20 protein-coding genes are annotated in these 24,073 nt (G+C 70.9%); 12 read left to right on the top strand and 8 right to left on the bottom strand.

Annotated elements, in window-relative coordinates:
* The first annotated feature begins 59 nt into the window (after positions 1-59).
* Together ABT057_RS45890 and ABT057_RS45885 are read left to right on the top strand one after the other, a co-directional pair.
* A complete protein-coding gene (locus ABT057_RS45890; RefSeq protein WP_352350744.1) occupies positions 60-803 on the top strand; it encodes a Clp protease N-terminal domain-containing protein in 744 nt (247 codons plus the stop codon).
* A 35-nt stretch (positions 804-838) separates the two neighbouring features.
* On the top strand, positions 839-2,566 hold the full coding sequence (locus ABT057_RS45885; protein WP_352350742.1) for a bifunctional 3'-5' exonuclease/DNA polymerase: 1,728 nt from the start codon (positions 839-841) through the stop codon (positions 2,564-2,566).
* A gap of 85 nt (positions 2,567-2,651) precedes the next feature.
* Here ABT057_RS45885 and ABT057_RS45880 read toward each other — a convergent pair whose 3' ends face one another.
* Complete coding sequence (locus ABT057_RS45880) at positions 2,652-3,554, bottom strand: glycosyltransferase family 2 protein (protein WP_352350740.1); 903 nt, start codon at positions 3,552-3,554, stop codon at positions 2,652-2,654.
* A gap of 111 nt (positions 3,555-3,665) precedes the next feature.
* Positions 3,666-4,124: a DUF3052 domain-containing protein gene (locus tag ABT057_RS45875; protein WP_352350738.1), complete on the bottom strand. Its 459-nt coding sequence runs from the start codon at positions 4,122-4,124 to the stop codon at positions 3,666-3,668.
* 50 nt (positions 4,125-4,174) lie between these two features.
* On the opposite strand from ABT057_RS45875, the gene ABT057_RS45870 reads away from it, so the two are divergent.
* Positions 4,175-5,161 (top strand): D-2-hydroxyacid dehydrogenase family protein, encoded by a 987-nt coding sequence (locus tag ABT057_RS45870; RefSeq protein ID WP_352350736.1) that lies wholly within the window; start codon positions 4,175-4,177, stop codon positions 5,159-5,161.
* 303 nt (positions 5,162-5,464) lie between these two features.
* Here ABT057_RS45870 and ABT057_RS45865 read toward each other — a convergent pair whose 3' ends face one another.
* From ABT057_RS45865 to ABT057_RS45850, 4 genes are all read right to left on the bottom strand, one after another.
* Positions 5,465-6,817 carry a UDP-glucose dehydrogenase family protein gene (locus ABT057_RS45865; protein WP_352350734.1) on the bottom strand — a complete coding sequence of 451 codons (1,353 nt, stop codon included), beginning with the start codon at positions 6,815-6,817 and terminating at the stop codon, positions 5,465-5,467.
* A gap of 23 nt (positions 6,818-6,840) precedes the next feature.
* Entirely contained in the window at positions 6,841-8,040 is a 1,200-nt protein-coding gene (locus ABT057_RS45860; RefSeq protein ID WP_352350732.1) for a right-handed parallel beta-helix repeat-containing protein, read from the bottom strand.
* A gap of 72 nt (positions 8,041-8,112) precedes the next feature.
* Positions 8,113-10,047, bottom strand: a complete 1,935-nt coding sequence (locus tag ABT057_RS45855; protein ID WP_352350730.1) for a right-handed parallel beta-helix repeat-containing protein — start codon at positions 10,045-10,047, stop codon at positions 8,113-8,115.
* Complete coding sequence (locus ABT057_RS45850; RefSeq protein WP_352350728.1) at positions 10,044-11,294, bottom strand: glycosyltransferase family 2 protein; 1,251 nt, start codon at positions 11,292-11,294, stop codon at positions 10,044-10,046. Before ABT057_RS45850 ends, ABT057_RS45855 begins: the two co-directional genes overlap by 4 nt.
* 985 nt (positions 11,295-12,279) lie before the next feature.
* On the opposite strand from ABT057_RS45850, the gene ABT057_RS45845 reads away from it, so the two are divergent.
* From ABT057_RS45845 to ABT057_RS45805, 9 genes are all read left to right on the top strand, one after another.
* Positions 12,280-13,320 (top strand): Rieske 2Fe-2S domain-containing protein, encoded by a 1,041-nt coding sequence (locus ABT057_RS45845; RefSeq protein WP_352350726.1) that lies wholly within the window; start codon positions 12,280-12,282, stop codon positions 13,318-13,320.
* A gap of 9 nt (positions 13,321-13,329) precedes the next feature.
* Positions 13,330-13,713, top strand: a complete 384-nt coding sequence (locus tag ABT057_RS45840) for a ferredoxin reductase domain-containing protein (protein ID WP_352350724.1) — start codon at positions 13,330-13,332, stop codon at positions 13,711-13,713.
* A 146-nt stretch (positions 13,714-13,859) separates the two neighbouring features.
* Entirely contained in the window at positions 13,860-14,960 is a 1,101-nt protein-coding gene (locus tag ABT057_RS45835; protein ID WP_352350722.1) for an ABC transporter substrate-binding protein, read from the top strand.
* Positions 14,961-15,043: 83 nt separating this feature from the next.
* The gene (locus tag ABT057_RS45830) at positions 15,044-15,901 is read left to right on the top strand and encodes an ABC transporter ATP-binding protein (protein WP_352350720.1); all 858 of its coding nucleotides are present in this window, start codon (positions 15,044-15,046) and stop codon (positions 15,899-15,901) included.
* Positions 15,898-16,677: an ABC transporter permease gene (locus ABT057_RS45825; RefSeq protein ID WP_352350718.1), complete on the top strand. Its 780-nt coding sequence runs from the start codon at positions 15,898-15,900 to the stop codon at positions 16,675-16,677. The genes ABT057_RS45830 and ABT057_RS45825 overlap by 4 nt, the downstream gene beginning before the upstream one ends.
* On the top strand, positions 16,674-17,507 hold the full coding sequence (locus ABT057_RS45820; RefSeq protein WP_352350716.1) for an ABC transporter permease: 834 nt from the start codon (positions 16,674-16,676) through the stop codon (positions 17,505-17,507). The genes ABT057_RS45825 and ABT057_RS45820 overlap by 4 nt, the downstream gene beginning before the upstream one ends.
* The gene (locus tag ABT057_RS45815) at positions 17,504-17,638 is read left to right on the top strand and encodes a hypothetical protein (protein ID WP_352350714.1); all 135 of its coding nucleotides are present in this window, start codon (positions 17,504-17,506) and stop codon (positions 17,636-17,638) included. Before ABT057_RS45820 ends, ABT057_RS45815 begins: the two co-directional genes overlap by 4 nt.
* A 303-nt stretch (positions 17,639-17,941) precedes the next feature.
* A complete protein-coding gene (locus ABT057_RS45810; protein ID WP_352350712.1) occupies positions 17,942-21,133 on the top strand; it encodes an ATP-binding protein in 3,192 nt (1,063 codons plus the stop codon).
* 69 nt (positions 21,134-21,202) lie between these two features.
* Complete coding sequence (locus tag ABT057_RS45805) at positions 21,203-22,609, top strand: FAD-binding oxidoreductase (protein ID WP_352350710.1); 1,407 nt, start codon at positions 21,203-21,205, stop codon at positions 22,607-22,609.
* Between the two features lie 393 nt (positions 22,610-23,002).
* Here ABT057_RS45805 and ABT057_RS45800 read toward each other — a convergent pair whose 3' ends face one another.
* Both ABT057_RS45800 and ABT057_RS45795 read right to left on the bottom strand, forming a co-directional pair.
* Positions 23,003-23,206: a hypothetical protein gene (locus ABT057_RS45800; RefSeq protein ID WP_502974076.1), complete on the bottom strand. Its 204-nt coding sequence runs from the start codon at positions 23,204-23,206 to the stop codon at positions 23,003-23,005.
* 284 nt (positions 23,207-23,490) lie between these two features.
* Complete coding sequence (locus tag ABT057_RS45795) at positions 23,491-23,892, bottom strand: cupin domain-containing protein (RefSeq protein WP_352350708.1); 402 nt, start codon at positions 23,890-23,892, stop codon at positions 23,491-23,493.
* Between the last annotated feature and the right edge of the window lie 181 nt (positions 23,893-24,073).

Here is a 24,073-nt window from a genome sequence, read left to right as displayed (position 1 = left end):
GGCGAGAAGAGTGACAACCCGAGGTTGACACCCCTCCACTGTCAACCTAGGGTTGACGCATGACGAGTCAGCGACCCGACCCCACCTCATCCATCCGTCTCGACGAACTCATCGCGGCCATCAAGAAGGTCCACGAAGAGCCGCTCGACCAGCTCCAGGACGCCGTCATCGCCGCCGATCACCTCGGCGAGGTGGCCGACCACCTGATCGGGCACTTCGTGGACCAGGCCCGCCGCTCGGGCGCCTCCTGGACCGACATCGGCCGCAGCATGGGCGTCACCCGGCAGGCCGCGCAGAAGCGGTTCGTGCCCAAGGAGTCGACCGACGTCGATCTGAGCCAGGGCTTCGGCCGCTACACCCCCCGCGCGCGGAACGTGGTCATGGCCGCGCACAACGAGGCCAAGGCGGCCGGCAACGCCGAAGGTCTGCCCACGCACCTGGTGCTCGGCCTGCTCTCCGAACCGGAGGGCCTCGCGGCGAAGGCCGTCGAGAAGCAGGACGTCACCCTGGACGCGGTCCGCGAGGCCGCGACCGCCGCGCTCCCGCCGGCCGCCGCCGAGGTGCCCGAGCTGATCCCGTACGGCTCGGACGCCAAGAAGGTCCTGGAACTCACCTTCCGCGAGGCGCTCCGCCTCGGCCACAACTACATCGGCACCGAGCACATCCTGCTGGCGCTGCTGGAGTTCGAGAACGGCACGGGCGTCCTGAGCGGCCTCGGCCTCGAGAAGGCGCGCACCGAGGAGTGGCTCACCGAGGTCCTGGCCACGATCGCGGTGGCGAAGCCGCTGGACAGCGACGGCTGAGGGCCGTTGTCAGACCCCCCTGGCACACTCGCAGCATGACCGACCGGTGGGCCCTCGCGCCGGCCGAGGACGGTGGCGCCGAGCTCGCCCCCCTCGGTCCGGACGGGCTGCCCTCCGGTCCGGTGCTGCGGGAGGCGGATCTGACGCGGGCCGTGCGCGAGCGGCCCGACGTCACCCGCTGGGTCTGGCGTTCCACGGCCGAGGTGTATCCGCGCCTGCTCGCCACGGGGGTGCGAGTGGAGCGGTGCTACGACGTCGAGGACGCCGAGACCCTCCTCCTGGGCCACGAGGGCCGGTACGGGCAGCCCCGTTCGGCCGCCGCCGCCCTGGCGCGGCTGCGCGGCGGCCCCGTACCGCCGGACCCGCCGCTGCACTCCGCCGCTCCCGGCGCCCAGTCCTCCCTGTTCGAGCCGCAGTCCGTGCGGTCCGCCGCGCTGCCGCTGACCGACCTCGCCGAGGTCTACGCCGAGCAGCAGAGGAGGCACGACCGGACCGGGCACCCGGACCGGATGCGGCTGCTGACGGCGGCCGAGTCGGCGGGGATGCTGGTGGCCGCCGAGATGAACCGGGCCGGGCTCCCCTGGAGCGCGGAAGTCCACCGCGCGGTACTGCACGACCTGCTGGGCGAACGGTACGCGGGCGGCGGTGAGCCGCGCAGGCTGGCCGAGCTGGCCGACGAGGTGTCGGCCGCCTTCGGGCGCCGGGTCCGGCCCGACCTGCCCGCCGACGTGATCAAGGCGTTCGGCCAGGCCGGGATCCGGGTGAGGTCGACGCGCCGCTGGGAGCTCGAGTCGCTGGACCACCCGGCCGTGAAACCGCTGGTCGAGTACAAGAAGCTGTACCGCATCTGGGTGGCGCACGGCTGGTCCTGGCTCCAGGACTGGGTGCGCGAGGGCCGCTTCCGCCCCGAGTTCCTGGCCCACGGCACGGTCACCGGCCGCTGGGTGACCAACGGCGGGGGCGCCCTGCAGATCCCCAAGGTCATCCGGCGTGCCGTGGTCGCCGACCCCGGCTGGCGGCTGGTGGTCGCGGACGCCGACCAGATGGAGCCACGCGTCCTGGCGGCGATCTCCCGCGACCCCGGCCTGATGGAGGTGGCCGGCCAGGAGACCGACCTCTACCAGTCCGTCTCCGACCGCGCCTTCTCCGGCGACCGCGGCCAGGCGAAACTCGCCGTGCTCGGCGCGGTCTACGGCCAGACCTCCGGCGACGGCCTGAAGAACCTCGCCGCGCTCCGCCGCCGCTTCCCGCGCGCGGTGGCGTACGTCGACGAGGCGGCCAGGGCCGGCGAGGAGGGCCGGCTCGTACGGACCTGGCTGGGCCGGACCTGCCCCCCGGCCGCGGGCACGGACGACACGGGGACGGACGAGGCGGGCATCCCGGTCGACGCCGTCGACGCCGCGGCGGCCGTGGGCGACGGCGAGACGATGTCCGAGGACCGCCAGTGGGTCCCGGGACACGCCTCGTCCAACGCCCGCGCGCGTGGCCGCTTCGCCCGCAACTTCGTCGTCCAGGGCAGCGCGGCCGACTGGGCACTGCTGCTGCTCGCCGCGCTGCGGCGCACCTGTGCGGGGATGGCGGCCGAGCTGGTCTTCTTCCAGCACGACGAGGTGATCGTGCACTGTCCCGAGGAGGAGGCGGAGGCGGTGGCCGCGGCGATCCGGGAGGCGGCGGAGCTGGCGGGGCGGCTGACGTTCGGCGAGACGCCGGTGCGGTTTCCGTTCACGACGGCGGTGGTGGAGTGCTATGCCGACGCGAAATGAGGGGGCGGGACGGGACACGGACACCCGTTGGCAATATGTCAGCGATTCGTTGCCGGAGGGCTTCGGAGGGCTTCGCAGGCGCGGGTCAGATGACCGGTGGCCGGCCGAGGCGGGTCAGTCGCCAGACCGTGCGCCACCGCATCGGACGCCGTGGGCCGGCCGGCACCCGCACCCCCTCCGCGAATCCCCCGAACCAGGCCTTGAGGGCGCCGAGCGAGCGGGTGCGCAGCAGCGTGACCCCGATCCACACGCCCAGGTGGACCGGGATGAGCGGCAGCGGCAGGTTGCGCCGGACCAGCCAGACCCGGTTGCGGGCGGTGACCCGGTGGTAGATGGCGTGCCGGGCGGGTGAGGTCTTCGGGTGCTGCAGCAGCAGTTCGGGCGCGTAGAGGATCTTCCAGCCGGCGTCGGTGGCGCGCCAGGCGAGGTCGGTCTCCTCGTGCGCGAAGAAGAACTCGGCCGGCCAGTCACCGATCTCGGCGAGCATCTCCATGCTGAACGCGTGCCCGCCGCCGAGGAACCCGGTGACGTACCCGCCCTGCATGGGGTCGGCGGCGCCGACGCGCGGGACGTGCCGGCGCTGGGTCTCGCCGTGCTCGTCGGCGATGCGGAAGCCGACGATGCCGAGGCGGGGGTCGGCGGCGTACAGGTCCCGTACGCGGCGCAGCACCTCGGGCTCCACGAGCAGCCCGTCGTCGTCCAGCTCCACCACGACGTCGATGTCACCGTACTCCCGGAGCCGGGCGAGGGCGACGTTGCGGCCGCCTGGGCAGCCGAGGTTCTCGTCGAGGTCGATCGTGGTGACCTCACCGGGCAGGGTGAGGCGGTCAGCGAGCTCGGGGAGCCGGCAGCCGTTGCCGACGATCACGATGCGGGTGGGCGCCAGGTCCTGTTTGGCCACGGACTCCAGCAGGGCGTCGACCTCCGTGGGCCGGTTCCCCATGGTCACCACGGCAACGGCGATCCTGGGCTCCACCGTGTCGCTCACCGTTCTCCACTCCGTCCGTCCGGCCGACGGCCCGCACCCGCGCTCCCGTCACGCGACGCCCGTCATTCACCAAGATGTTGCCTCAGATACGGAGGTTGCCCCGGCATCGGTTCACTTGACGCCCCGTTTACTACGATTTTCCCGTCGCCGTACGAATTTCAGACCGGACCAGTCCTCCCCCAGCGCCGCGACCTTCACATCGACGACGCCGAGGGGGAGGAAGAGGTCGCGCAGGTCGTTCTCGGTGATGTCGCTGACGTGTCCGGCGGCCTTGCGTGGCCAGGCGATCCAGAGCATGGCGTCGTCGGCGAGATCGCGGACGAGGGCCGGGGTTTCGGCGGCGAGGTCGGCGTGCGAGTGGTAGAAGGCGACGGTGATGTCGGCGTCGCGTGGGCCGCCGGGGGCGAGGTCGGTACCGGCGGGCAGCCCGGGGATCTCCCAGCCGGGCGGGGCGTGGCGCAGCCGGAGCCTGGTCCGGTCGCCGGGCTCGGTCCCGGTCCTGATGCCGAGCTTCTTGGCGAGCGGGGTGCCGGAGTAGCCGCCGCCCGCGCCCGCGGAGGTGTTGGTCACGCGCTCACCGTAACCTCGCATCGGATCCGCCCCCACTCGAAGGAATCACGATGCCCGCCAGGCCTGCCGTTCCTGCCACGTCCTTCCGCTGTGCCGCGCTCGACGACTTCCAGAACGTCGCGACGGCCTTCGCCGACTGGTCGGTGCCGGGAGCGGAGGTGGAGGTGGTCTCCTTCACCGAGCACTTCGACGACGAGGACGAACTGGCCGCGGCGCTCGCCGGCTTCGACTGTGTCGTCACCCTGCGGGAACGCGTTCGCTTCCCGGCGTCGCTGCTGGACCGGCTGCCGAGGCTGAAGCTGCTGATCGCCTCCGGCATGCGGAACTCGGTGATCGACTACGCGGCGGCGGAGGCGAACGGCGTGACGGTGTGCGGCACGGAGAGTTCGTCGACACCGCCGGTCGAGCTGACCTGGGCGCTGCTGCTGGGCCTGGCCCGGGGGCTGGTGCGGGAGAACACCGCGCTGCGGGAGGGCGGCCCCTGGCAGTCCACGGTCGGCGCCGATCTGCACGGACGCCGGCTCGGTCTGCTGGGACTGGGGAAGACCGGCAGTCTGGTGGCGCGGGTCGGGGCGGCCTTCGGGATGGAGGTGAGCGCATGGAGCCAGAACCTGACGGCGGAGCGGGCCGGGGAGGTGGGTGTGCGGCTCGCGCCCTCGAAGGAGGAGCTGCTGGCCGAGAGCGACTTCGTCTCCGTCCACCTGGCGCTGGGCGACCGCACGCGGGGGCTGATCGGTCCGGCCGAGCTGGCGCTGCTGAAGCCGACGGCGTATCTGGTCAACACCTCGCGGGCGGCGATCGTCGACCAGGAGGCGCTGGTGGCGGCGCTCAGGGAGGGGCGGATCGCGGGGGCGGGGGTCGACGTCTTCGACATCGAGCCCCTCCCGCCCGGCCATCCGCTGCGTACGGCACCCCGGCTGCTGGCGACTCCCCACCTCGGATACGTGTCCCGCGCGAACTACGAGCGGTACTACGGGCAGGCGGTGGAGGCGATCCGGGGGTATCTGACGGGCGCACCGGTGCGGGTGCTGGGCTGACCGGCGGGCGGACGGGCGTCGGGTACCGCGCCCCCGCCCCTGACCGGCCGGGGCGGGGGCGGGGCGGAGATGTCTCGCTCCCGCCCCGGCGCGCGGCGCGGTCGCAGTTCGGTGGGCGGGCGAACCGGTGCGGGTCGTGGCCCGTCCACGCCGAGGAACAGCGGACCGGGTCGCCCGCGCGGACGGCCCCGCCGCCGGCCTCGGTCTCGACGACGCGGACCCGGACGTCCACTGCACGAGCCGGTATCCGTGCCGGCGCCCCGTCAGCGCACCGCGCCCCTCGGTGCGCCGGGGAGGGTGGGGTCAGGGGCGGCCCAGGGCCCGGTATTCCCAGCCCGCGGCGCGCCACTGGGCGGGGTCGAGGGCGTGGCGGCCGTCCACGATGCGGCGGCGGGAGACGACCGCGCCCAGGGCGTGCGGGTCGATCTCGCGGAACTCGGTCCACTCGGTGAGCAGCACCACCACCTCCGCCTCCCGGGCCGCGGTGAGCACGTCGGTGCCGTATTGCAGGTCGGGGTAGACGCGCCGGGCGTTCTCGGTGGCCGCGGGGTCGATGACGGTCACCTGGGCGCCGGCCTGGTGCAGGGTGCGCGCCACGTCCAGTGCCGGGGCGTCCCGGATGTCGTCGGAGTTGGGCTTGAACGCCGCCCCGAGCGCGGTCACCCTGGCGCCGGCCAGTTCGCCGCCCGCCAGTTCGCGGACCAGGTCGACCGTGCGGGCCCGGCGGCGCTGGTTGATGGCGTCGACCTCGCGGAGGAAGGAGACGGCCTGGCCGACGCCCAGTTCCTCGGCGCGGTGGCTGAAGGCCCTGATGTCCTTGGGCAGGCAGCCGCCGCCGAAGCCGAGGCCGGGCTTGAGGAACCGGCCGCCGATCCGGTCGTCGTGGGCCAGCGCGGTCGCGAGACCGGTGACGTCGGCGCCCGTCGCCTCGCAGACCTCCGCCATGGCGTTGATGTAGGAGATCTTGGTGGCGAGGAAGGAGTTGGCGGCGACCTTGACGAGTTCGGCGGTGGGCAGGTCGGTGACGACGACCGGGGTGCCCTGGGCGATCACCGGGGCGAAGGCGGCACGCAGCTGCGCCTCGGCCCACTCCGACGTGGTGCCGAAGACCAGACGGTCGGGGCGCAGGGTGTCCTCCACGGCGTAGCCCTCGCGCAGGAACTCCGGGTTCCAGGCGAGTTCGACGTCCGTTCCGGCCGGGGCGGTCTGCTGGACGAGGTCGGTCAGCCGGGCGGCGGTGCCCACCGGGACGGTGGACTTGCCGACGACCAGCGTGCGTCTGCGCAGATGGCGGGCGAGTTCCGTGGCCGCGCTGTCGACGTAGCGCAGGTCCGCCGCGTGCGAGCCCTGCTGCTGGGGCGTGCCCACGCACAGGAAGTGGACGTCGCCGAACTCGCCGGCCTCGGCGAAGTCCGTGGTGAAGCGCAGCCGGCCGGTGTCGAGGGCCTTCGCGAGCAGTTCGGGCAGTCCGGGCTCGAAGAAGGGCACCTCGCCCGAGTTCAGCCGCTCGATCTTGACCGGGTCGACGTCCACGCCCAGGACGTCGAAGCCCAGGACGGCCATGCAGATGGCATGGGTGGCACCGAGGTAGCCGGTGCCGATGACGGTGAGCCGGGGGGTGGGTCTGTGCGTGTCTTCCGTGGAGGTCGAGGTCACGGGGGTCTCCAGAGTGTGGGCTGTCAGGAGGTGCAGGCGACGTTGGAGAGGCCCTCGGCCGCGTCGTTCGCCTTGTTGTCGCAGGTGACTTTGTTGCCGTCGGACGTGAGGTGGAAGCCGTAGCCGGGTCCGTCCACGTTGGCGGTGTTGCCCCGGAAGGTGTTCCCGGTGCCCCAGCCCTGCACGATCTGGTGGGTCTGGAAGCCGTCCAGCGGCGAATGGCTTCCGGTGTTGCCCTGGAGCAGCCAGCCGTTGCCCTTCACATCGACCCAGGAGTCGTTGTTGTGGGAGCCGCTCAGCTTCGATCCGTCGAAGGTGTTGTCGATGAGCTTGCCGTCGCTGGTGCCCTCCTTGATGTCGACGGCCTCCGCGGTGGTGTCGCTGATGTGGTTGCCGCGTACGACGTTGCGGTCGCTCCGGTCCGTGTCGCACGCGCTGACGGTGCACCAGTTGGACTTGGCCGTGCCGATGTAGATGCCCTCGCCGTACTTCTCGCGGCGCAGCCCGGTGGCACGGACGGTGTTGTCCCGGACCATGTTGTCCGAGCTGAAGTCCCGCAGGTGGATGGCCTCGTCACCGATCTGTTCGACGGTGAGCCCCTGGATGACGGTGCCGACCACGCCGTCCGCCATCACGCCTTTCTGGGCGTCGCGGACGGAGAAGCCGACGAGCCGCCAGTAGCTCACACGGTCCAGGTGGAAGGCGTAGCCGTCGTCGGTGCCGCCGCCGTCTATGACCGCTCCGGAACCGCCGCACAGGAAGATCGGCTTCGCGGCCGTTCCGGAGACCTCGGCGGTGAAGTTGCCCGCGTAGGTGCCGTTGGCCAGGGAGATGCTGTCTCCGGGCCGCGCCTGGGCGAGGGCCTGCTCGAGCGTGGTGGCGTCGCTCACCTTGACGGAGGCCTTCGGGCAGGCGACCGCCGAGGCGGGCACCGAGCCGCTGGTGGCCTGTGCGGTCGGGGCCGCGACGGTGGCCGACCGGGTCGGCAGCGCCGACCGGGCGGCATCGGCCGAGGGCGGTACGGTCGCCCCCGGCCTGGGGCCGGCGGTGGTGGCGCCGGCCGTCACCTTCGGGTCCGAGCCGCCGCCGCCCGCCACCGCCACGACGAGCGCGATCAGGGCGACCAGGAACGCGCCCGCGGCCAGCCAGAGAGCCGGCTGCCGGGAGCGGCCGCCCTCAGGGGCGGGCGGCGGGGTCGGCTGCATGGGCTGGGTGGATGACATGGCGGCGGCTCCGGTCCGGTCGCGCGGTCGGCAGGGACAGGGGAAGGCGGGCGGATGCCCGGCGGTGGCCCTTCATCGAAGGGGCGGCCGCCCGGCCGGGGCGGTCTCGGGCGTCAGGGCGCGCAGGCTGGTGGTCTCCTGGTCGTCGTCCTTCGAGAACCAGCCGTGCTCGGGCGTCCGACCGGCGGGAATCTCCCGGACGGGCGCGCTGACCAGCGGCATCTTGTCCTCGTACGGATGCGTGCCGAGGACGCGCCGGCTGCCGCGACGGTGCCCGCGGCGGAGCTGGCGGCGGCCCAGCGCCGCCGAGAACAGGATGAGCAGCAGAATGCCCACCCAGAGCAGGGTCATCGGGCTGGCGTAGTGCCGGAACTTGATCCAGAAGGAGCTGGTGTCGTGCCAGGCGAACGTCTGGTTCTGCTTCACGGTGATGTCGCCGTGGGCGCGGGTGGTGTCCAGCGCGCTCGGGCCCACCCCCGAGACGACGTTGTAGGAGACGAGTGACTTGTCGACCGATCCGACGAGGCTGATGCCGTGGTTGGTGCCGTCCTGGACGGTGTTGCCGCGGATCTCGCCCACCGAGTCCCGTACGTAGATACCGGTGTCGGTGCTTTCGACGATGTTGCCGGTGATCGTCGCGCCGGTCACTCCGTCGCGCACCGAGATGCCCTGCCGGGACTGGCCGCTGAGGTGGTTTCCGGTGATGGCCACCTTGGTGGCGTTCTTACGGGCCACTATGCCCATGTCGCCGCCCTCGACCCGGTTGTTCTGCACGCCGACGTCCGTGCCGCCGAAGATCTCGATGCCGTAGTGGCCGTTGTCCGTGGCGGTGCTGTCGGACACGGAGTTGGAGCCGTAGCTGCTGATGGACTCGCCCGAGGCGGAGGGGCCGCCGGCGAGCGGCCGGCCGCTGAGGGTGAAGCCGTTCCCGCCGTTGCCCTTGGCGGTGGAGCCGCTGACCCGCACCTGCTGGGTGGCCCGGGCCAGGACGAACCCGTCGCCGCCGTTGTCCTTGGACACGGTCCGCTCGACGACCGCGTTGGTGACGAACCGGTGCAGGACCACGCCGTGTTCCAGGCTCTTCTGCACCGTGCTGTCGCTGATGCTGACGCCGTTGGCGCCGGAGATGAACAGGCCGTACGCGTTGCCTGTGAGGCTGGAGTGGCCGATCTCCGCCGAGACGTACGACAGGCTGGGCACCGAGAACCGGGTGTCCGGTGTGGCCAGCGACCCGGAGGGCTGGGCCACCACGCCGCCGCTGCCGGCGTCGGTGCCCGACGACACGGTCGAGTCCTTGATGTTGCCGGTGTCGGGGCGGTCGGTCCCGGTGAGACTCAGGCCGCCGGTGCGGCCGCTCCAGAACCCGAGGTCGCTGACCTTGGCGTACGTCATGGAGAACTGGCCGCCGATGGCCCGGATGTACGCCCGGCCGTCCCGTACGTCGGTGTCCGTCTTGTTCTTCCGGTTGTCCCAGCTCAGGATCCGCATGGGCGCCTGCGGGGTGCCCTCCAGGGTGAGCCGGCCGCCGAACGACACGATGCTCACGAAGCCCTTGTTGCTGCTGGCCATCCGCAGGGTCAGCCCGCCGGGGTTGGACAGCTTCAGCTTGGCGCCCGCGTTGAGGTAGATGTTCTCGGTGAGCAGGTAGGAGCCGTCCCGCTCGCGGACAAACGTCTGCGGAGCCAGTTCGAGCAGGTCCGAGACGGTGTAGGCGTTGCTCCGCTGGGTCAGGACCAGGGTGTAGCCGCTGCCGGTGTCCAGCCGGTACGGCGCCTTCCACTGGCCGCCCTTCAGCGGGGCGACGGCGGCGACCGCGCGGACCTGGTCCAGGCGGTGGTCCTCGGCGGCCACGAGCGCGGTCTCGTTCTCCGCGTCCGTGGCGTTGACCTGCGGCTTGTCATCGCCGTCGGCGGCCGGGGCGATGGTGGCGGAAGCGAAGAGCGCACCGGCGGCGAGAGCCAGCACGACGATCGCGCGGGCGCCTGCCCGGAGGTGATGACGCGTCATGACTGCTGCACCTCCGCCCACGTGGCCGTGGCGGTCCGTGCCGCGCCGCCGAGGGACGCGGAGTTCTGTCCCTCGCCGCCGACGCTGTTGCTGGTGCGGGTGAGCCAGCCCTGCTTGTTCATCGTCACGAATGCGAACAGTTTGATCGGCAGCGAGATCATGATGACGACGAGGGCCAGCAAAGGCAGCAGCAGCACTTCCTGCGGATGCCTGCGCAGGTGCGAGTAGCCGCGGATGCCGCGTCCCACGAGCAGCCAGATCAGCACCAGGACCACGCCCCTGCCGGTCAACTCCAGGCGGCTGAAGACCAGATACCCGAGTGCCATGCCCATCGTCACCGGTGTCAGCAGGATCTGCAGCACGGTGATCTTGGTGACCAGGGGGACCCGCCAGAGCCAGCCCTTGTACAGGGCGGTCAGGTAGCAGCGGTAGGAGTTCCGGCTCCAGCGCACCCGCTGCTTGACGAACGCGCGGAACGAGGAGGGGAACATCGAGATCGCCCGCGCCGATGACTGGTGCACGGTCTTGTAACCGGATGCGAGCACCAGCCAGGTCAGCCGTCCGTCGTCACCGGCGACGCAGCGCCGGCCCAGGAAGAACTCGTTCTCCAGGTTCTCGAGGACGGGCTCGATCGCGGCCCGCCGGTACGCCGCCGTACGGCCGGACAGGCAGGCCACGGCGCCCGCGCGGCCCATGGCCGGGACGTAGTCGTAGTAGCGGAGGTTGACCAGCCAGTCGGCGACCCGCCGCCAGACACTGGTGCGGCGCTGGTAGACGTTCTGCTGGGTGCCGACGCCGCCGACCGCGGGGTCGACGAACGGCATCTGGACGGCGGCCAGCAACCCCGGCTCCCAACGGGTGTCGGAGTCGACCAGCACCACCAGTTCGCTGGTCGCGGCGCGGATGCCCACGCCCAACGCCGACCGCTTGCCGCGGTGTTCGAAGGGCAGCACCCGGACCCGGGGGTCGCGCACCTGCGCCAGCCTGTGCAGGACCTCCGCGTCCTCCACGTCCGGCACGATGATGACCTCGGTGGGATCCTGCGCCAGCCAGGTGTCCAGGCAGTCCACCAGGATGTCGGCGTCCTCCCGGTACGCCGGGACCACCACGGACACCGTGGTCCGGTAGTTGTTCACCACGGGCTTGGCGAAGCGGGAGAGCACCGCCCGGTAAAGCCACAGCCCCCAGACGAAGGCGCCGGCGAGGCCCAGTGGCATCACCTCACGCCACGATGTCTCGGCTGTCACCGTGACTATCCATGACCAGAAATCGTCGAAGAATCCCGACACGAACCCAGACCCCCCAGCCGGAGCGATGCCCAAACACGTGGGCGAAATGTGCGATGTTCGCGGTCTACACGGCGAAATCTAGGGCCGAATCAATCCCTCTCGGCACACAGTCAACACAAAGTTCACTTGCAGCATCCACGAATCCTTCACAGGGGGCGCGGCTTTCCTGCGAACGATCCGCCGCCCCGCCACACATATCCAGCCAGCGGACAAATCATCTGATGGGCAGTCATTTATCGTGCGCCCCAAGCCACTTGGAGCAGCGGCCGGCGCACCCGACCGCGAACCGCCGGCCGACACCCCGACGGCCGCACGGGCTTCACGCAAGCAAACCAATCGTGACGCAGGTCACATCATGAAATCGCGATGGTGAAGGCGCCGGTCGCCGAAATGAAGACAGGGGCAACGCCATCGAAACAAACCCATCTCACGCCGCGCCCACAAGTCGCCCGCGGGCACGGAAACGACGAACCCGGCCCCGTCGTCGCCCTTATTGCAATGGGTGCCGCGATCACCCGTGGGCAATCCGGGCATGGAATCCGTAAGTAACAAACGCGGAATGACTGGGCAATCTCCGTGCGTCACTCTCGCCTTGGTCGTCCGGCGAGAGGAAGTCGGCACTGAGCACGGAGGGAAGCTCGATGAGCCTTGTCAGCGAGTGCTGCATGGACCTCCGGTGCCGTGTCCACCAGTCCGCCTGGACGCGCGGACGTGTGGCGCACGGTTCACATGCGGCGTCCGAGAGCTCTCACGCCTGACCGCGTACCGATGACCGCGGCCGGTGGGCCTGCCCGGTCCGCGGTTCCGCGGTGTCGCTCTCCCTGGACCGGCTCGACGCCACGCGCCGTCCCCACGCACTTCTCCTGACGCCGTCGTCCTGGCGTGTGCGCCTCATGGGTGCCTGCCGGGCCGTTCCGGCCGCGCTTCGTAGAAGGACCTTCGCATGACCACTGCTCTGCCCCGCCCTGCCCCGCCCCGGGACTGCACGTTCGACACCGACGACTGGGCGATCCTCGCCCAGTACTGGTACCCGGTCGCCCTGTCGAGCGAGATCGGCGACACCCCGGCCGCCGTACGCCTGCTCGACGTGCCCCTGGTGTCCTACCGGGTGGACGGCAGCGTGGTCGTGGCCCACGACATCTGCCCGCACCGGGGTGTCCCGCTCAGCCTGGGCACGGGCGACGGGAGCGGCATCACCTGTGCGTATCACGGGTTGCGCTTCGGTGACGGCGGACGGTGCGTAAAGGTGCCGGCGCATCCGGAGTCGAAGATCCCGTCCCGGCTGAACCTGCGGACCTACCCCGTCGTCGAGCGGTACGGGCTGGTGTGGACCTGCTTGCGGCCGGCCCCGGACACCGATCCGGTGATCCCGGCCATGGCCCACTGGGACGACGCGGGATTCCAGCAGATCAACTGCCCCTGGATAGACATCGCGGCCTTCGCCGGCCGCCAGCTCGAAGGCTTCCTCGACGTCGCCCATTTCGGCTTCGTCCACCTGGAGTCCTTCGGCGACCCCGACAACGTCGAGGTCCCCGACTACACGCCGGTCCGCCACCGGTACGGCTTCTCCGTGGACTACTGGAGCACGGTCAGCAACTATCCGCGCGGCGCCGAGAAGGCCCCGCCCGGCTTCCAGTGGCTGCGCCACTTCGACGTACACCTGCCGTTCACGGCAACGCTGACCGTGCACTTCCCCGACGGCGGACTCCTCGACATCATGAACGCCGCTTCACCGGTCTCGGCCCGCCGGACCCGCATGTTCGCCCCGATCGCCCGCAACTTCGACACCGACCAACCCACCCAGGCGGTATACGACTTCAACCGGACGGTCTTCGAGGAGGACCGGGCGATCGTGGAGGTCCAGAAACCCGAGAACCTCCCCCTGGACCCCAGGCTCGAAGTGAACATCCCGGCCGACCGGAGCTCCGTCGCCTACCGGCGCGGACTGCGGGACCTGGGCCTGAGCCACTTCTTCACCGCGTAGGGGACTGCCGTGAAGACCCTCGACGTCATCGTCCACGCGATCTCCCTCGCCTCCGCCACCAGCCGCAGCCACGAACACCTCACCGTCGGCCGGCGGCTGAGGGTCCCGCCCCCGCGCAACCACGTCCCGCTCGTGGCGGCCCAGCGCCAGGTACCCGTCACGGGCGGCATCGGCATCACTCCCCTGCCCTCGATGGCCGAAGCGGCCGCCGCCGGCCGGCAGCCCGGCCGGATGCCCACCGAACGCTTCGCCCCGGCGGTTCCGTTACCTGGCGGGGGTGAGGTCGCCACCGAATTCACCGTACGGATCGCGAGCACCGGCAGCGGCCACCCCGTCCCTGCCGACCGCACCATCACCGACGGCCTCACCCCCGAACGCCTCCTCGGCCACTGACCCGGGGTCTGTGACCCCAGGTCGCCGCCCGACCCGAGACCGGCGCGGCCGTGTCCGGGCTTCGCCACCTCCATGTTCCGCCCGTCCAGGTTCTTCATGTCCGCCATGAGCCGGTGCCCACCCGGCCAGCGAAAGGAACGCGTGCAATGACCAGAAGTTCGAGCAGCGACGACAGAGCGTTCGCCGCCGACCGCCGTCTCTTCCTCAAGAGGGGACTGCAACTCGGCGGTGCCGTGATGCTCGGCGGCCCGCTGCTCGCCGCATGCGGCGACTCCGACTCGTCGGCCTCGGCCTCCTCCGCGTCCTCCGGTTCCAAGAGTTTCGGTGAGCTGACACTGCGGCTGTCCTGGATCAAGAACGTCGAGTTCGCGGGCAGCTACATCGCGGACAGCAAGGGCTACTACACGGACGAGGGCTTCTCGAAGGTCACGCTGATCGGCGGCGGCCCGTCCGCGACGCCGATGGAGACGGACGTCGTCACCAAGAAGGCACTCGTCGCGATCAGCGCCCCCGACATCACCGGCGCCGCCGTCGCCAAGGGCGCGCCACTGAAGATCATCGGCGCGCAGTACCAGAAGAACCCGTTCTGCATCATGTCGATGGCCAAGGCCCCGATCACCAAGCCGGAGGACATGTACGGCAAGAAGATCGGCGTCCAGGCGAGCAACGAGTCCGTGTGGGCGGCATACCTCAAGGCCACCGGGCTGGACGGGTCGAAGATCACGAAGGTGCCGGTGCAGTTCGACCCGCTGCCGCTGACGCAGGGCACCGTGGACGGCTGGTTCTCCTTCGCGACGAACGAGCCGAACACGCTGCGCCTGAAGGGCTTCAAGGTCTCGACGATGCTGCTCGCCGACACCGGCTACCCGCTGGTCTCGGAGACGTACTGTGTCCGCCAGGACACCATCGACAAGCAGCGCGAGCTGCTCAAGGCGTTCCTCCGCGCGGAGATCAAGGGCTGGAAGGCGAGCATCGCCGACCCGGCGCTCGGCGGGAAGCTCGCGGCCGAGACGTACGGCAAGGGGCTCGGGCTGACCACCAAGGAGCAGACCCTCGAGTCCGAGGACCAGAACAAGCTGATCGTGAGCGCCGACACCAAGAAGAACGGCCTGTTCACGGTCACGCCGGAGCTGATCGAGGAGAACATCAAGACGCTGAAGTACGGCGGCCTCGACATCACCGCCGACAAGCTCTTCGACCTCTCGATCCTCGAAGAGCTCTACAAGGAAGACCCCAGCCTCATCTGAGGCTCCGGCGGTACCGGTGCGGCCCCGTCGGCCCGCCGGTACCGGCTTCCCGTACCCGCACCGCACACAGAGGTCACCACCTGATGAGTACCGCAACCGGCGTTCCCGAAGCATCCGACGACTCCGCACCGTCCGGTGCCGGCACCGGGCTGTCCCTGCGCGGCCTGAGCAAGGAGTTCAAGCTCGGCCGGCGCCGCGTACCCGCACTGGCCGGCGTCGACCTGGACACGACCGAGGGCCAGTTCCTCGCGCTGCTCGGGCCGTCGGGCTGCGGCAAGTCGACCGTTCTGCGGATCCTCGCCGGGCTCGACAGCCCGACCGCCGGTACGGCACTCGTGCACGGCGAGGCCCCGGAGTCGGCCCGCAAACGGCACCACCTGGGCATCGCCTTCCAGGACGCCGCACTGCTGCCGTGGCGCTCGGTCGCCGCCAACATACGGCTGCCGCTGGAGATCAGCGGCATCAAGGCCGACCCGGCGGCGATCGCCGACCTCATCAAGCTGGTCGGCCTCGAAGGCTTCGAGAAGGCCCGCCCCGCCCAGCTCTCCGGCGGCATGCGGCAGCGCGTCGCGATCGCCCGCTCGCTGGTCGTCGACCCCAAGGTGCTGCTGCTGGACGAGCCGTTCGGCGCGCTGGACGACATGACCCGCCAGCGGCTCAACCTCGAACTCCAGCGCATCTGGCAGGCCCGAGCGGTGACCACCCTGCTCGTCACCCACTCCATCAACGAGGCCGTGCTGCTCAGCGACACCGTCGCCGTCATGTCCCCCCGGCCCGGCCGCATCGTGGAGACCGTCACCATCGACCTGCCCCGCCCCCGCACCCCGGAGATGATGCGCTCCCCCGCATTCCACGCCTACGCCGACCAGTTGTCGGAACTCCTGTTCGGCCGCGCCGGCATCCCCGCCGACGCCCCCGAGCCCGCGACGGAGGCGTCATGAGTGCGCGGCGTTCCGCCTGGGCCGGCGGGGCCGTCGGCATCGCGGCTCTGATCGGGGCGTGGTCGCTGCTGTCCACCACGGTCGTCAGCACGGGGGACGGCGTGCCCACCCCGTGGGCGGTCGTGGCGAGCGTGTTCGACGACGGCTGGTCCTTCTACAGCCCGCATGTCACGCAGACCGCGGGCGAGGCCCTGACCGGGTATCTGATCGGCAACGGACTGGCACTGGGGCTGGCGGTGCTGGTCCTGCTGGTGCCCGTGCTGGAGCGGGTGATCACACAGATCGCGGTGGCCTCCTACTGCCTGCCGATCGTGGCGATCGGCCCGATCCTGTCGCTCGTCCTCGACGGTGACAAGCCGATGTCGGCGATGGCCGGGCTGTCGGTCTTCTTCACCACCCTCATCGGCGCGCTGCTCGGGCTGCGCTCGGCCGACCCGGCCGCGCTGGACCTGGTACGCGCCTACGGCGGCGGCCGCTGGCAGCAGATGCTGCGGGTCCGCCTGATCGCCGCGCTGCCCAGCACGCTGGCAGCCCTCAAGATCGCCGGTCCGGCGGCGCTGCTCGGCGCGATCATCGGAGAGTACCTCGGCCGCGTCGACAGCGGCCTCGGCATCGCCATGACCATCGCCCAGCAGCAACTCGACGTGCCCCGCACCTGGGGCATCGCCCTGGTCTCGGGCGCGGTGGCAGGCGTCGCGTACGGCGTGGTCGGGCTCGTCGCCCGCTATGCCCTGCCGTGGTCGCGCACGACGACAGTGGAAGGCGGACACGCATGAGCACCGCGACCAGGACGCGGACGGCCCCCGCGGTGCGTTTCGCGGCGGGTGCGCTGCGCCCGCTGATGAACGTGGTCGTGACGATGGCGGCCGTCATCGTCCTGTGGATCGTCTTCCTGCAGATCTACGACCTGGACCCGCTGGTGGCCAAGTCACCGATCGACATCTTCCACTACCTGTTCACGGACACGGACGCGGGCGCCCACCGCTCCGTGGTCTCCTCCGGTCTGGGCCGCACGCTGCTCGACGCCGGGTTCGGCTTCGTCGCCGGGCTCGTGGCGGCGGTGGGGGTGGCGGTCGTCTTCGTCCTGCTGCGGAGCGTCGAGCAGGCGCTGCTGCCGATGGCGGTCGTCGTGCGGTCCGTGCCCCTGGTGGCGATGACCCCGCTCATCACTCTCATCTTCGGCCGCGGCCTGATGGCCACCACCGTCATCAGCGGTCTGGTCGTCTTCTTCCCCGCTCTGGTCACCATGACCTTCGGCCTGCGCTCCGCCTCCCGCCAGGCGGCCGACCTGTGCCGCGCGTACGGCGCCGGAGGCTGGACCATCGCCCGCAAGGTCATGCTGCCCAGCGCGGTCCCCGCGTTCTTCGCCAGCGCCCGCGTCGGCGTCCCCGGAGCCCTGATCGGCGCGATGCTCGCCGAATGGCTCTCCACCGGGCAGGGCCTCGGCTACGCCATGCTCAAGGACTCCTCCACCTTCGACTACGACCACCTCTGGGCCTCGGTCGCAGTCCTCACCGCCGTGTCCGCACTGGCGTACAACATCATCGCGGCCATCGAGACCGTCGCCCTGGCCCGCTTCGCACCCGACATCCGCCCGGGCACATGACCCCGACCGACAGGACGGCTTGTTCCCCGGACGTGCTTCGTGACGAGGCGGTCGCGGTCTTCCGGGCCTACGGCGAACGCGAGGATGCCGTCGTCCACAACGCACGCGGAGCCGTGACCGTCACCTCGTAGCGGGTCAGGGCCGCAACCCCGCGACCAGCGGACCGATCAGGGCGGCACCGGCACCGGCAGCGACGACGTGAAGGTGGCCGTGCCGTCCTTGATCTCAATGCATTACGGAGCCGCCTTCGGGATTCGAACCCACAGGGGTTCGGCACCATCGCGGACAAGTCGGCTCAACAGGGCCGCATTTTCCCCATCGTTGAACTGTGCCGCGGCGACTACCTTGAGGTGTATCGGAACGACGCCTGTGGTTCCGTCGCGTGACATGCGGTCGGGCGGCAGCGGGCTGCCGGGCCGGGGGGAGGTCCACGCATGAAGGAGATACGGCTTCTCGGCGAGCAACGCATCATTTCCGGCACGGACTCCGACGCCATGCCGCAACCATCGCGAGCGGTCGCACTGCTGGGCTACCTCGTGCTTCGCACGGGGATGGCGCAGAGCCGGCAGCATCTCGCGGCTGTCTTCTGGCCTGATTCCGGGGAGGCGCAGGCGAGGACCAACCTCCGGCGCGAGCTCCACCACCTCAGGCTCCTCCTCGGCCCGGACCCGTCGCTGGTGATCGGCATCGCGACGCTGGCGTGGTGCGACAGCCCGTCGTGCCGTGTGGACGTCCGGGTGTTCCGCACCGAGCGGGCGGCGGCGATGGCGGCGTGGGCGGCGGGGGACCGACCAGGGTTTCTGGCGCATGCGGCCGCGGCGATCGGCGAATATCGCGGTGAGCTCGCGCCCGGGTCCTTCGACGACTGGGTCATCGATGAGCGGGAGCGGTTACGGCGGGAATGCGTCGACCTCTGCGACCTGGCCGTCACCGGCTGGCACGAAGCCGGGGACCTGTTCCGGGCGGTGGAGGTCGCCCGGTTCCGGATCCGGCTCGAGCCGCACGAGGAGACCGGCTACCGCCGGTTGATGGAACTGCAGATGGAGGCCGGGGACCGGGCCGCCGCGATGAGCACGTATCACCGGTGTGCTTCGGTGCTGGAGCAGGAGCTCGACATGGCTCCGAGCCCTGACACCGAGTCACTGGTCGCGCGGCTGCTGGCCCCGCTCCCGGCGTCCTCGCACCGGTCGGAGTCCGTCGAGACCCGCGCGCGCCTGGGGTCCGCGGGCCTGAGCCTGGTCGGACGGGAGGCTGAGTTCGCCGCCCTGACGCGGTGCTGGCGCCAGGCCGCCGACGGCCGCAGCGGACTTGTCGTCGTGTCGGGCGAGGCCGGGATCGGCAAGAGCAGGCTCGTCGCCGAGGTCGCTGCGATGGCCGCCGCCGAGGGCGCGGTGGTGGCGACTGCGCGGTGCTTCGGTCTGCAGGGGCAGATCGCCCTCGCGCCGATCGCCGACTGGCTGCGTGGGCCGGCGGTACGGGCCGCCGTCAGCACACTGGACCCGGTGTGGCGTACCGAAGTGGAACGGCTGGTACCGCGCAGGGAAGCCCGCCCGCCGGACGAGGCAGCCGGACAGCCGAGCGGCGCTCGGCGCACCCCCTCCGCCGAGGGGCTCCGCGCGATGGCCGACGCCTGGCAGCGGCACCGGTTCTTCGAGGGACTGGCACGCGCCGTGCTCGGCGCCGCGCGCCCGACCCTCCTCGTCCTCGACGACCTCCAGTGGTGCGATCAGGAGACCATGGCCTGGCTGGCGTTCCTGCTCGGATTCGCGGACGGCTCGCCCGTCCTGGTCGCGGCCACGGTCCGCACGGACGAACTGGCGGACAACCAGGACGTCTCCGCCACGCTCAAGGCCCTCAGATCGGCGGGATCCGTCACCGAGGTCGCGCTGAGTCCGCTGGAACGGGACCAGACCGCGGAGCTCGCCGAATCGGTGCTGGGCCGACCACTGGCCCCGGCACAGCGCAGGCTCCTGTACGCGGCCACGGGCGGGTTCCCGTTGTTCGTCGTCGAGGCGTCCCGCAGTCTGCCCGGCGTGGGCGCCCCGGACGCCTCCGAACCGGGAGCGGACCTGACGGCGGTCCTGAGACGGCGGCTCGAACTGCCGTCACCGGCGGCCCGGGAAGTGGCGGGCCTCGCCGCCGCGCTCGGCCGGGACTTCAGCCTCGACCTGCTCAGCGAGGCCAGCGACCTCGACTGCGACACTCTGGTGCGGGCGGTCGACGAACTCTGGCGGCATCGGATCCTGCGGGTGCAGCGCACCGGCTACGACTTCTCCCACGACCTGCTCCGGGACGCGGCCTACGCGTCGGTCAGCCCCGCCCGGCGCTGGCTGCTGCACCGGCGACTGGCGCAGGGCGTCGAACTCCTCTACTCCGGGGGCCTCGACGAGGTCGCGGCCATGCTCGCCGAGCAGTACGACCGGGGCGGCCGCCCGGACCGCGCCCTGCATTACTTCGCACGGGCCGCCGAGGTGGCCGCCGGAACGTTCGCCCACGCCGAGGCGGTCCGGCTCTACCGGCGCTGCCTGGTCCTGGTGGCCCGGCTCTCCGGGCGCGAGCGCGACGTCCGCGAGCTGGAGGTGCTGCAGGCGATGTCCGCACCACTCACCGCTTCGCAGGGCTATTCGTCCCGTGAAGTGCAGAAGGCTCTGGAAAAGTCGGTCTCACTGGCCGAACGCCTCAACAAACCCGCACAGTTGCTGGCCGGGCTGGTCGGGCTGTGGTCGGTCTGCTTCGTCCAGGGCCGCATCGCGCTCGGCCACAAGGTGGCGACCAGGGCCCTGAGTCTCGCCGAAGCGGACCGGGAACTGGCAGGGCAGGCGCACTTCGCATTCGCCGGCGGGGCGACCAGCCTCGGCCGACCGGCGAGTGCGATCCCACATTTCGACCTGGCCCTCGAACTCTCCCCGGGGACGGTGTCCCTGGTCGTCGGCTCCCGACCCGACGTCCACGCCCAGGCGTTCGCCGCCCATGCCTGCTGGCTGCTGGGCGAGAGCGACCAGGCCGCCGAACGGTGTGCCGACGCGATCGCCCGGGCCCGGGCGGCCGACCACCCGTACAGCGTCGCCGTCGCCCTCGCCTACGCGGCGGTCACGCACCAGATCAGCGGCGACCGGGCCGCCGCCGGCGAGGTCGTCGCGGAGTTGAGCGGCCTGTGTCGGCGCCACGGCTTCGCCTACTACAGCGAATGGGCTCTGATCGTCAGCGGCTGGACGGTGGGCGGCGAGCAGGGTGCCGGTCGGATTCGCGAGGGAATCGGACGGTTGAGGTCCCAGGGTGCCCACACCCGGATGCCGTACTGGTCGTCACTGCTCGCCGAGGTGCTCATCGCCGACAAACACTTCGAAGCGGCCCGCGCCGTCCTCGACGCGGCCCGGATCGGAGCCGAGCAGCGCGACGACCTGTGGTGGCTGCCGGAGGTGCTGCGCCTGCGAGCCCGCCTCGAACCGGGCCCGGACGCCGTGTCCATACTCGAACGCGCCGCCGACATCGCCGCCCGTCAGCAGAGCCGGGTCCTGGAGTCGAGGTGCCGCCGCGATCTCGCCGACCGCACCGTTCGCGAAGCATCCCGCCGCGTTCCCGTGGCCGCGTTCGGCGCGAACGGATCGCGAACGCGCGGTGCGTAGCGTCGGATCCTGCGGGCGCCCCGCGAGGACGCCCAGCAGCGAACCGAGCACCGTAATGGGGGGAAAGCCATGCAAGAACCCAGCACCCGCCACTCCTACGAAGCGCTGGCCCACTCGCTTCGGGGCGAGCTCATCAGGCCGGGCGAGGCCGGCTACGACAGCGCGCGCGCCGTCTACAACGCGATGATCGACCGCAGGCCGGGGGCGATCGCGCGGTGTGCCGACACCGCGGACGTCGTCCGCTGCGTCGACTTCGCCCGTGAGCACGGGATCGACCTGGCCGTGCGCGGCGGCGGCCACAACGCCGCCGGACTCGGCGTCTGGGACGACGCCCTGGTCATCGACCTCTCCGCGATGCGGACCGTCACAGTCGACGCCGAAGCGCGCAAGGTGACCGCCCAGGGCGGCTGTCTGTGGTCGGACGTCGACGGCGCGACCGCGGAGGCGGGGATGGCCACCCCGTCGGGGTTCCTGGCCTCGACCGGGGTCGGAGGACTCACGCTCGGCGGCGGCGTCGGCTATCTGACGCGCCGCTTCGGCCTCACCGTCGACAACCTGCTGTCGGCGGAGGTCGTGCTCGCGGACGGGACCACCGTCACCGCGAGCGCACAGGAGCACGTCGACCTGTTCTGGGCCCTGCGCGGCGGCGGCGGCAACTTCGGGGTGGTCACCGCCTTCACCTTCGCCTGCCACGAGATCGGCGAGGACGGCATCGTCATCGGCGGGCCCGTGCTGTACGACCTGGCGGACACCGCAGCCGTGATGCGGTGGTACCGAGAGCTCGTCCCGGCCCTCCCCGAAGAGCTCAGCGGCTGGCTGGGACTCATCACCATCCCCCCGGCGCCGCCCTTCCCGGAGGAGCTGTGGGGCCGCAAGTCCTGCGCGATCGTCTGGTGCTACACGGGCCCGCATGACAAGGCCGAAGCGGTGCTGGCCCCGGTCCGCGAGTTCGGCTCGCCGCTGCTGGTCGGGCTGCAGGAGATGCCGTTCCCCGTTCTGCAGAGTGCCTTCGACGGCCTGTATCCGGCAGGCCTGCAGTGGTACTGGCGGGCGGACGTCTTCCACGAGATCTCCGACGACGCCATCGACGTGCACCTCAAGTACGGCGAGAAACTCCCCACGGGGCACTCCACCATGCACCTGTACCCGATCGACGGGGCGGCGGCGCGGATCCCGGAGGACGCGACCGCCTTCGCCTACCGCAGGGGCGGCTGGGCCGGTGTCATCGTCGGCGTCGACCCCGACCCGGCCAACGCCGGCCTGATCACCGACTGGGCCCAGCGGTACTGGGAGGAACTCCACCCCACCTCGGCGGGCGGCGCCTACGTCAACTTCCTCGGGGACGAGGGTCAGGACCGGATCCGCGCGTCCTATCTCGGCAACTACGACCGGCTGACCCGGATCAAGGAGCGCTACGACCCCGAGAACCTGTTCCACGTCAACCAGAACATCCCGCCGGCCACCCGGCGGCCGTGAGTCCGCGCCTGCTCCGACGTGACCGGTCGGTTCGCCTTCGTTGGAGAAGTCGGCTCTGGCGGCTTCACATGCGGACGCACCTCACCTCGTCCCGTTGAGCAGAACGTTCCACGACAGACCCTCTTTCAGGGGAAACGAGGAGTTCGCCCTGAAAGGCGATCGAATCGGGCGGGCCATCGCGTTGGCCGGGGCACGAGTCGCCACGCCGAAGCGCCCACCGCAACTTCACATCCGACCTCAGCATGCGGAGAACATCGTCATGAGAACGATCAGCTCGCTGAAAGCACCGCTGGCCGCAGTCACCGTCGTCGCACTCGCCGGCATCAGCCTCGCTGCCGCTCCGGCGGCCGAGGCCGCGGCGCAACCGGGACTGGTGAGCTCAGCGGCCACCGGCTACATCAGCTTGAGCTGGACGAGGTCGTTGCCGGGGCGGGACAGCAGCGCGTAATCGCGATGCCAGGTACCGGGATCGACCAGAGTTTCGTCGGTGACGCCGTTCAGGTACTGCCAGCGGGTGAGCGCCTGACGGGCGCCCGCCTCGGTCTCCGGGGTCTGCTCGTTCCAGTGGTCCCAGACGGCCTTCCAGAACGAGGGCACGACCGCATCCCGACGACCGCGGTGAGCTGCGACAGGGCCGCCGGCTCCAGTTCCGCGACGGCATCCGCCACCCGGTCAAAAAGCCGCAAGGCAGCGAACTCCCCACCGAGCAGCCGGGTCAGCCTTGACCCCAACAGCATCACCCGGCTCGCCCGAGTACCGTCACGAGACATTACCGAGAAGGGCTCACTGAACCGTCGTGACGGACGCGCGCCAGTCCGGCGCTGCCGAACCGGCGCGCGTCCCTTTCATCGTGCCCGGATCAGCTCATGCGAGGCGGCCGATCACTGGAATCCGCATCCGGGATTCTCTGCGTCGACCGACAACGGGGAGCCGGTCGGCAGGATGTAGAGGACCTCCAGCACCACCGCGGTGGAACCGCGGTTGATGCCTATGTGCACCTGATCCGCACCGCTCGGCTCCTGGATGAGGCTGCCGCGCGGATAGACCCCGTCAGACTTGCACGTCGCGTCGAAGTGGCTCAGCGTGCCCTTCTTGACCCAGCCGTAGAGGGTGCCGGTGTGGTAATGCCACCCGGTGGCCTGACCTGGCGGGATCGTGATCTCGCGCAGGATGTAGTCGGTGTTGCCGACCGTCTTCTGGGCGACGATCGTGCCGACCACTCCGGGTCCTGGCGGCGTCGCCTGGGCGGGCGTGCCAGGAACCAGCGATGCGCCGGCCGCCATCGTGGCGACGACGGCGGCACCGATCGCATTCCGTTTACTGAACAAGGAATTCCTTTCGCTCTTTCGATCACCCGCGGTCGGCCGAGGCTGCCTGCAGAGACGTCCGGTCAGAGAACAACCTCGGCCGCACGGATAACGCCGTCACCAGTCAGCGAGCTTCATCATCATTCACCTCCCCCCG

It is taken from the genome of Streptomyces sp. NPDC002588 (genome assembly GCF_040295925.1).
Taxonomy (GTDB): domain Bacteria; phylum Actinomycetota; class Actinomycetes; order Streptomycetales; family Streptomycetaceae; genus Streptomyces.
The sequence above is the reverse complement of the archived record's forward strand: the minus strand, read 5'-3'. Positions and strand labels throughout refer to the sequence as shown.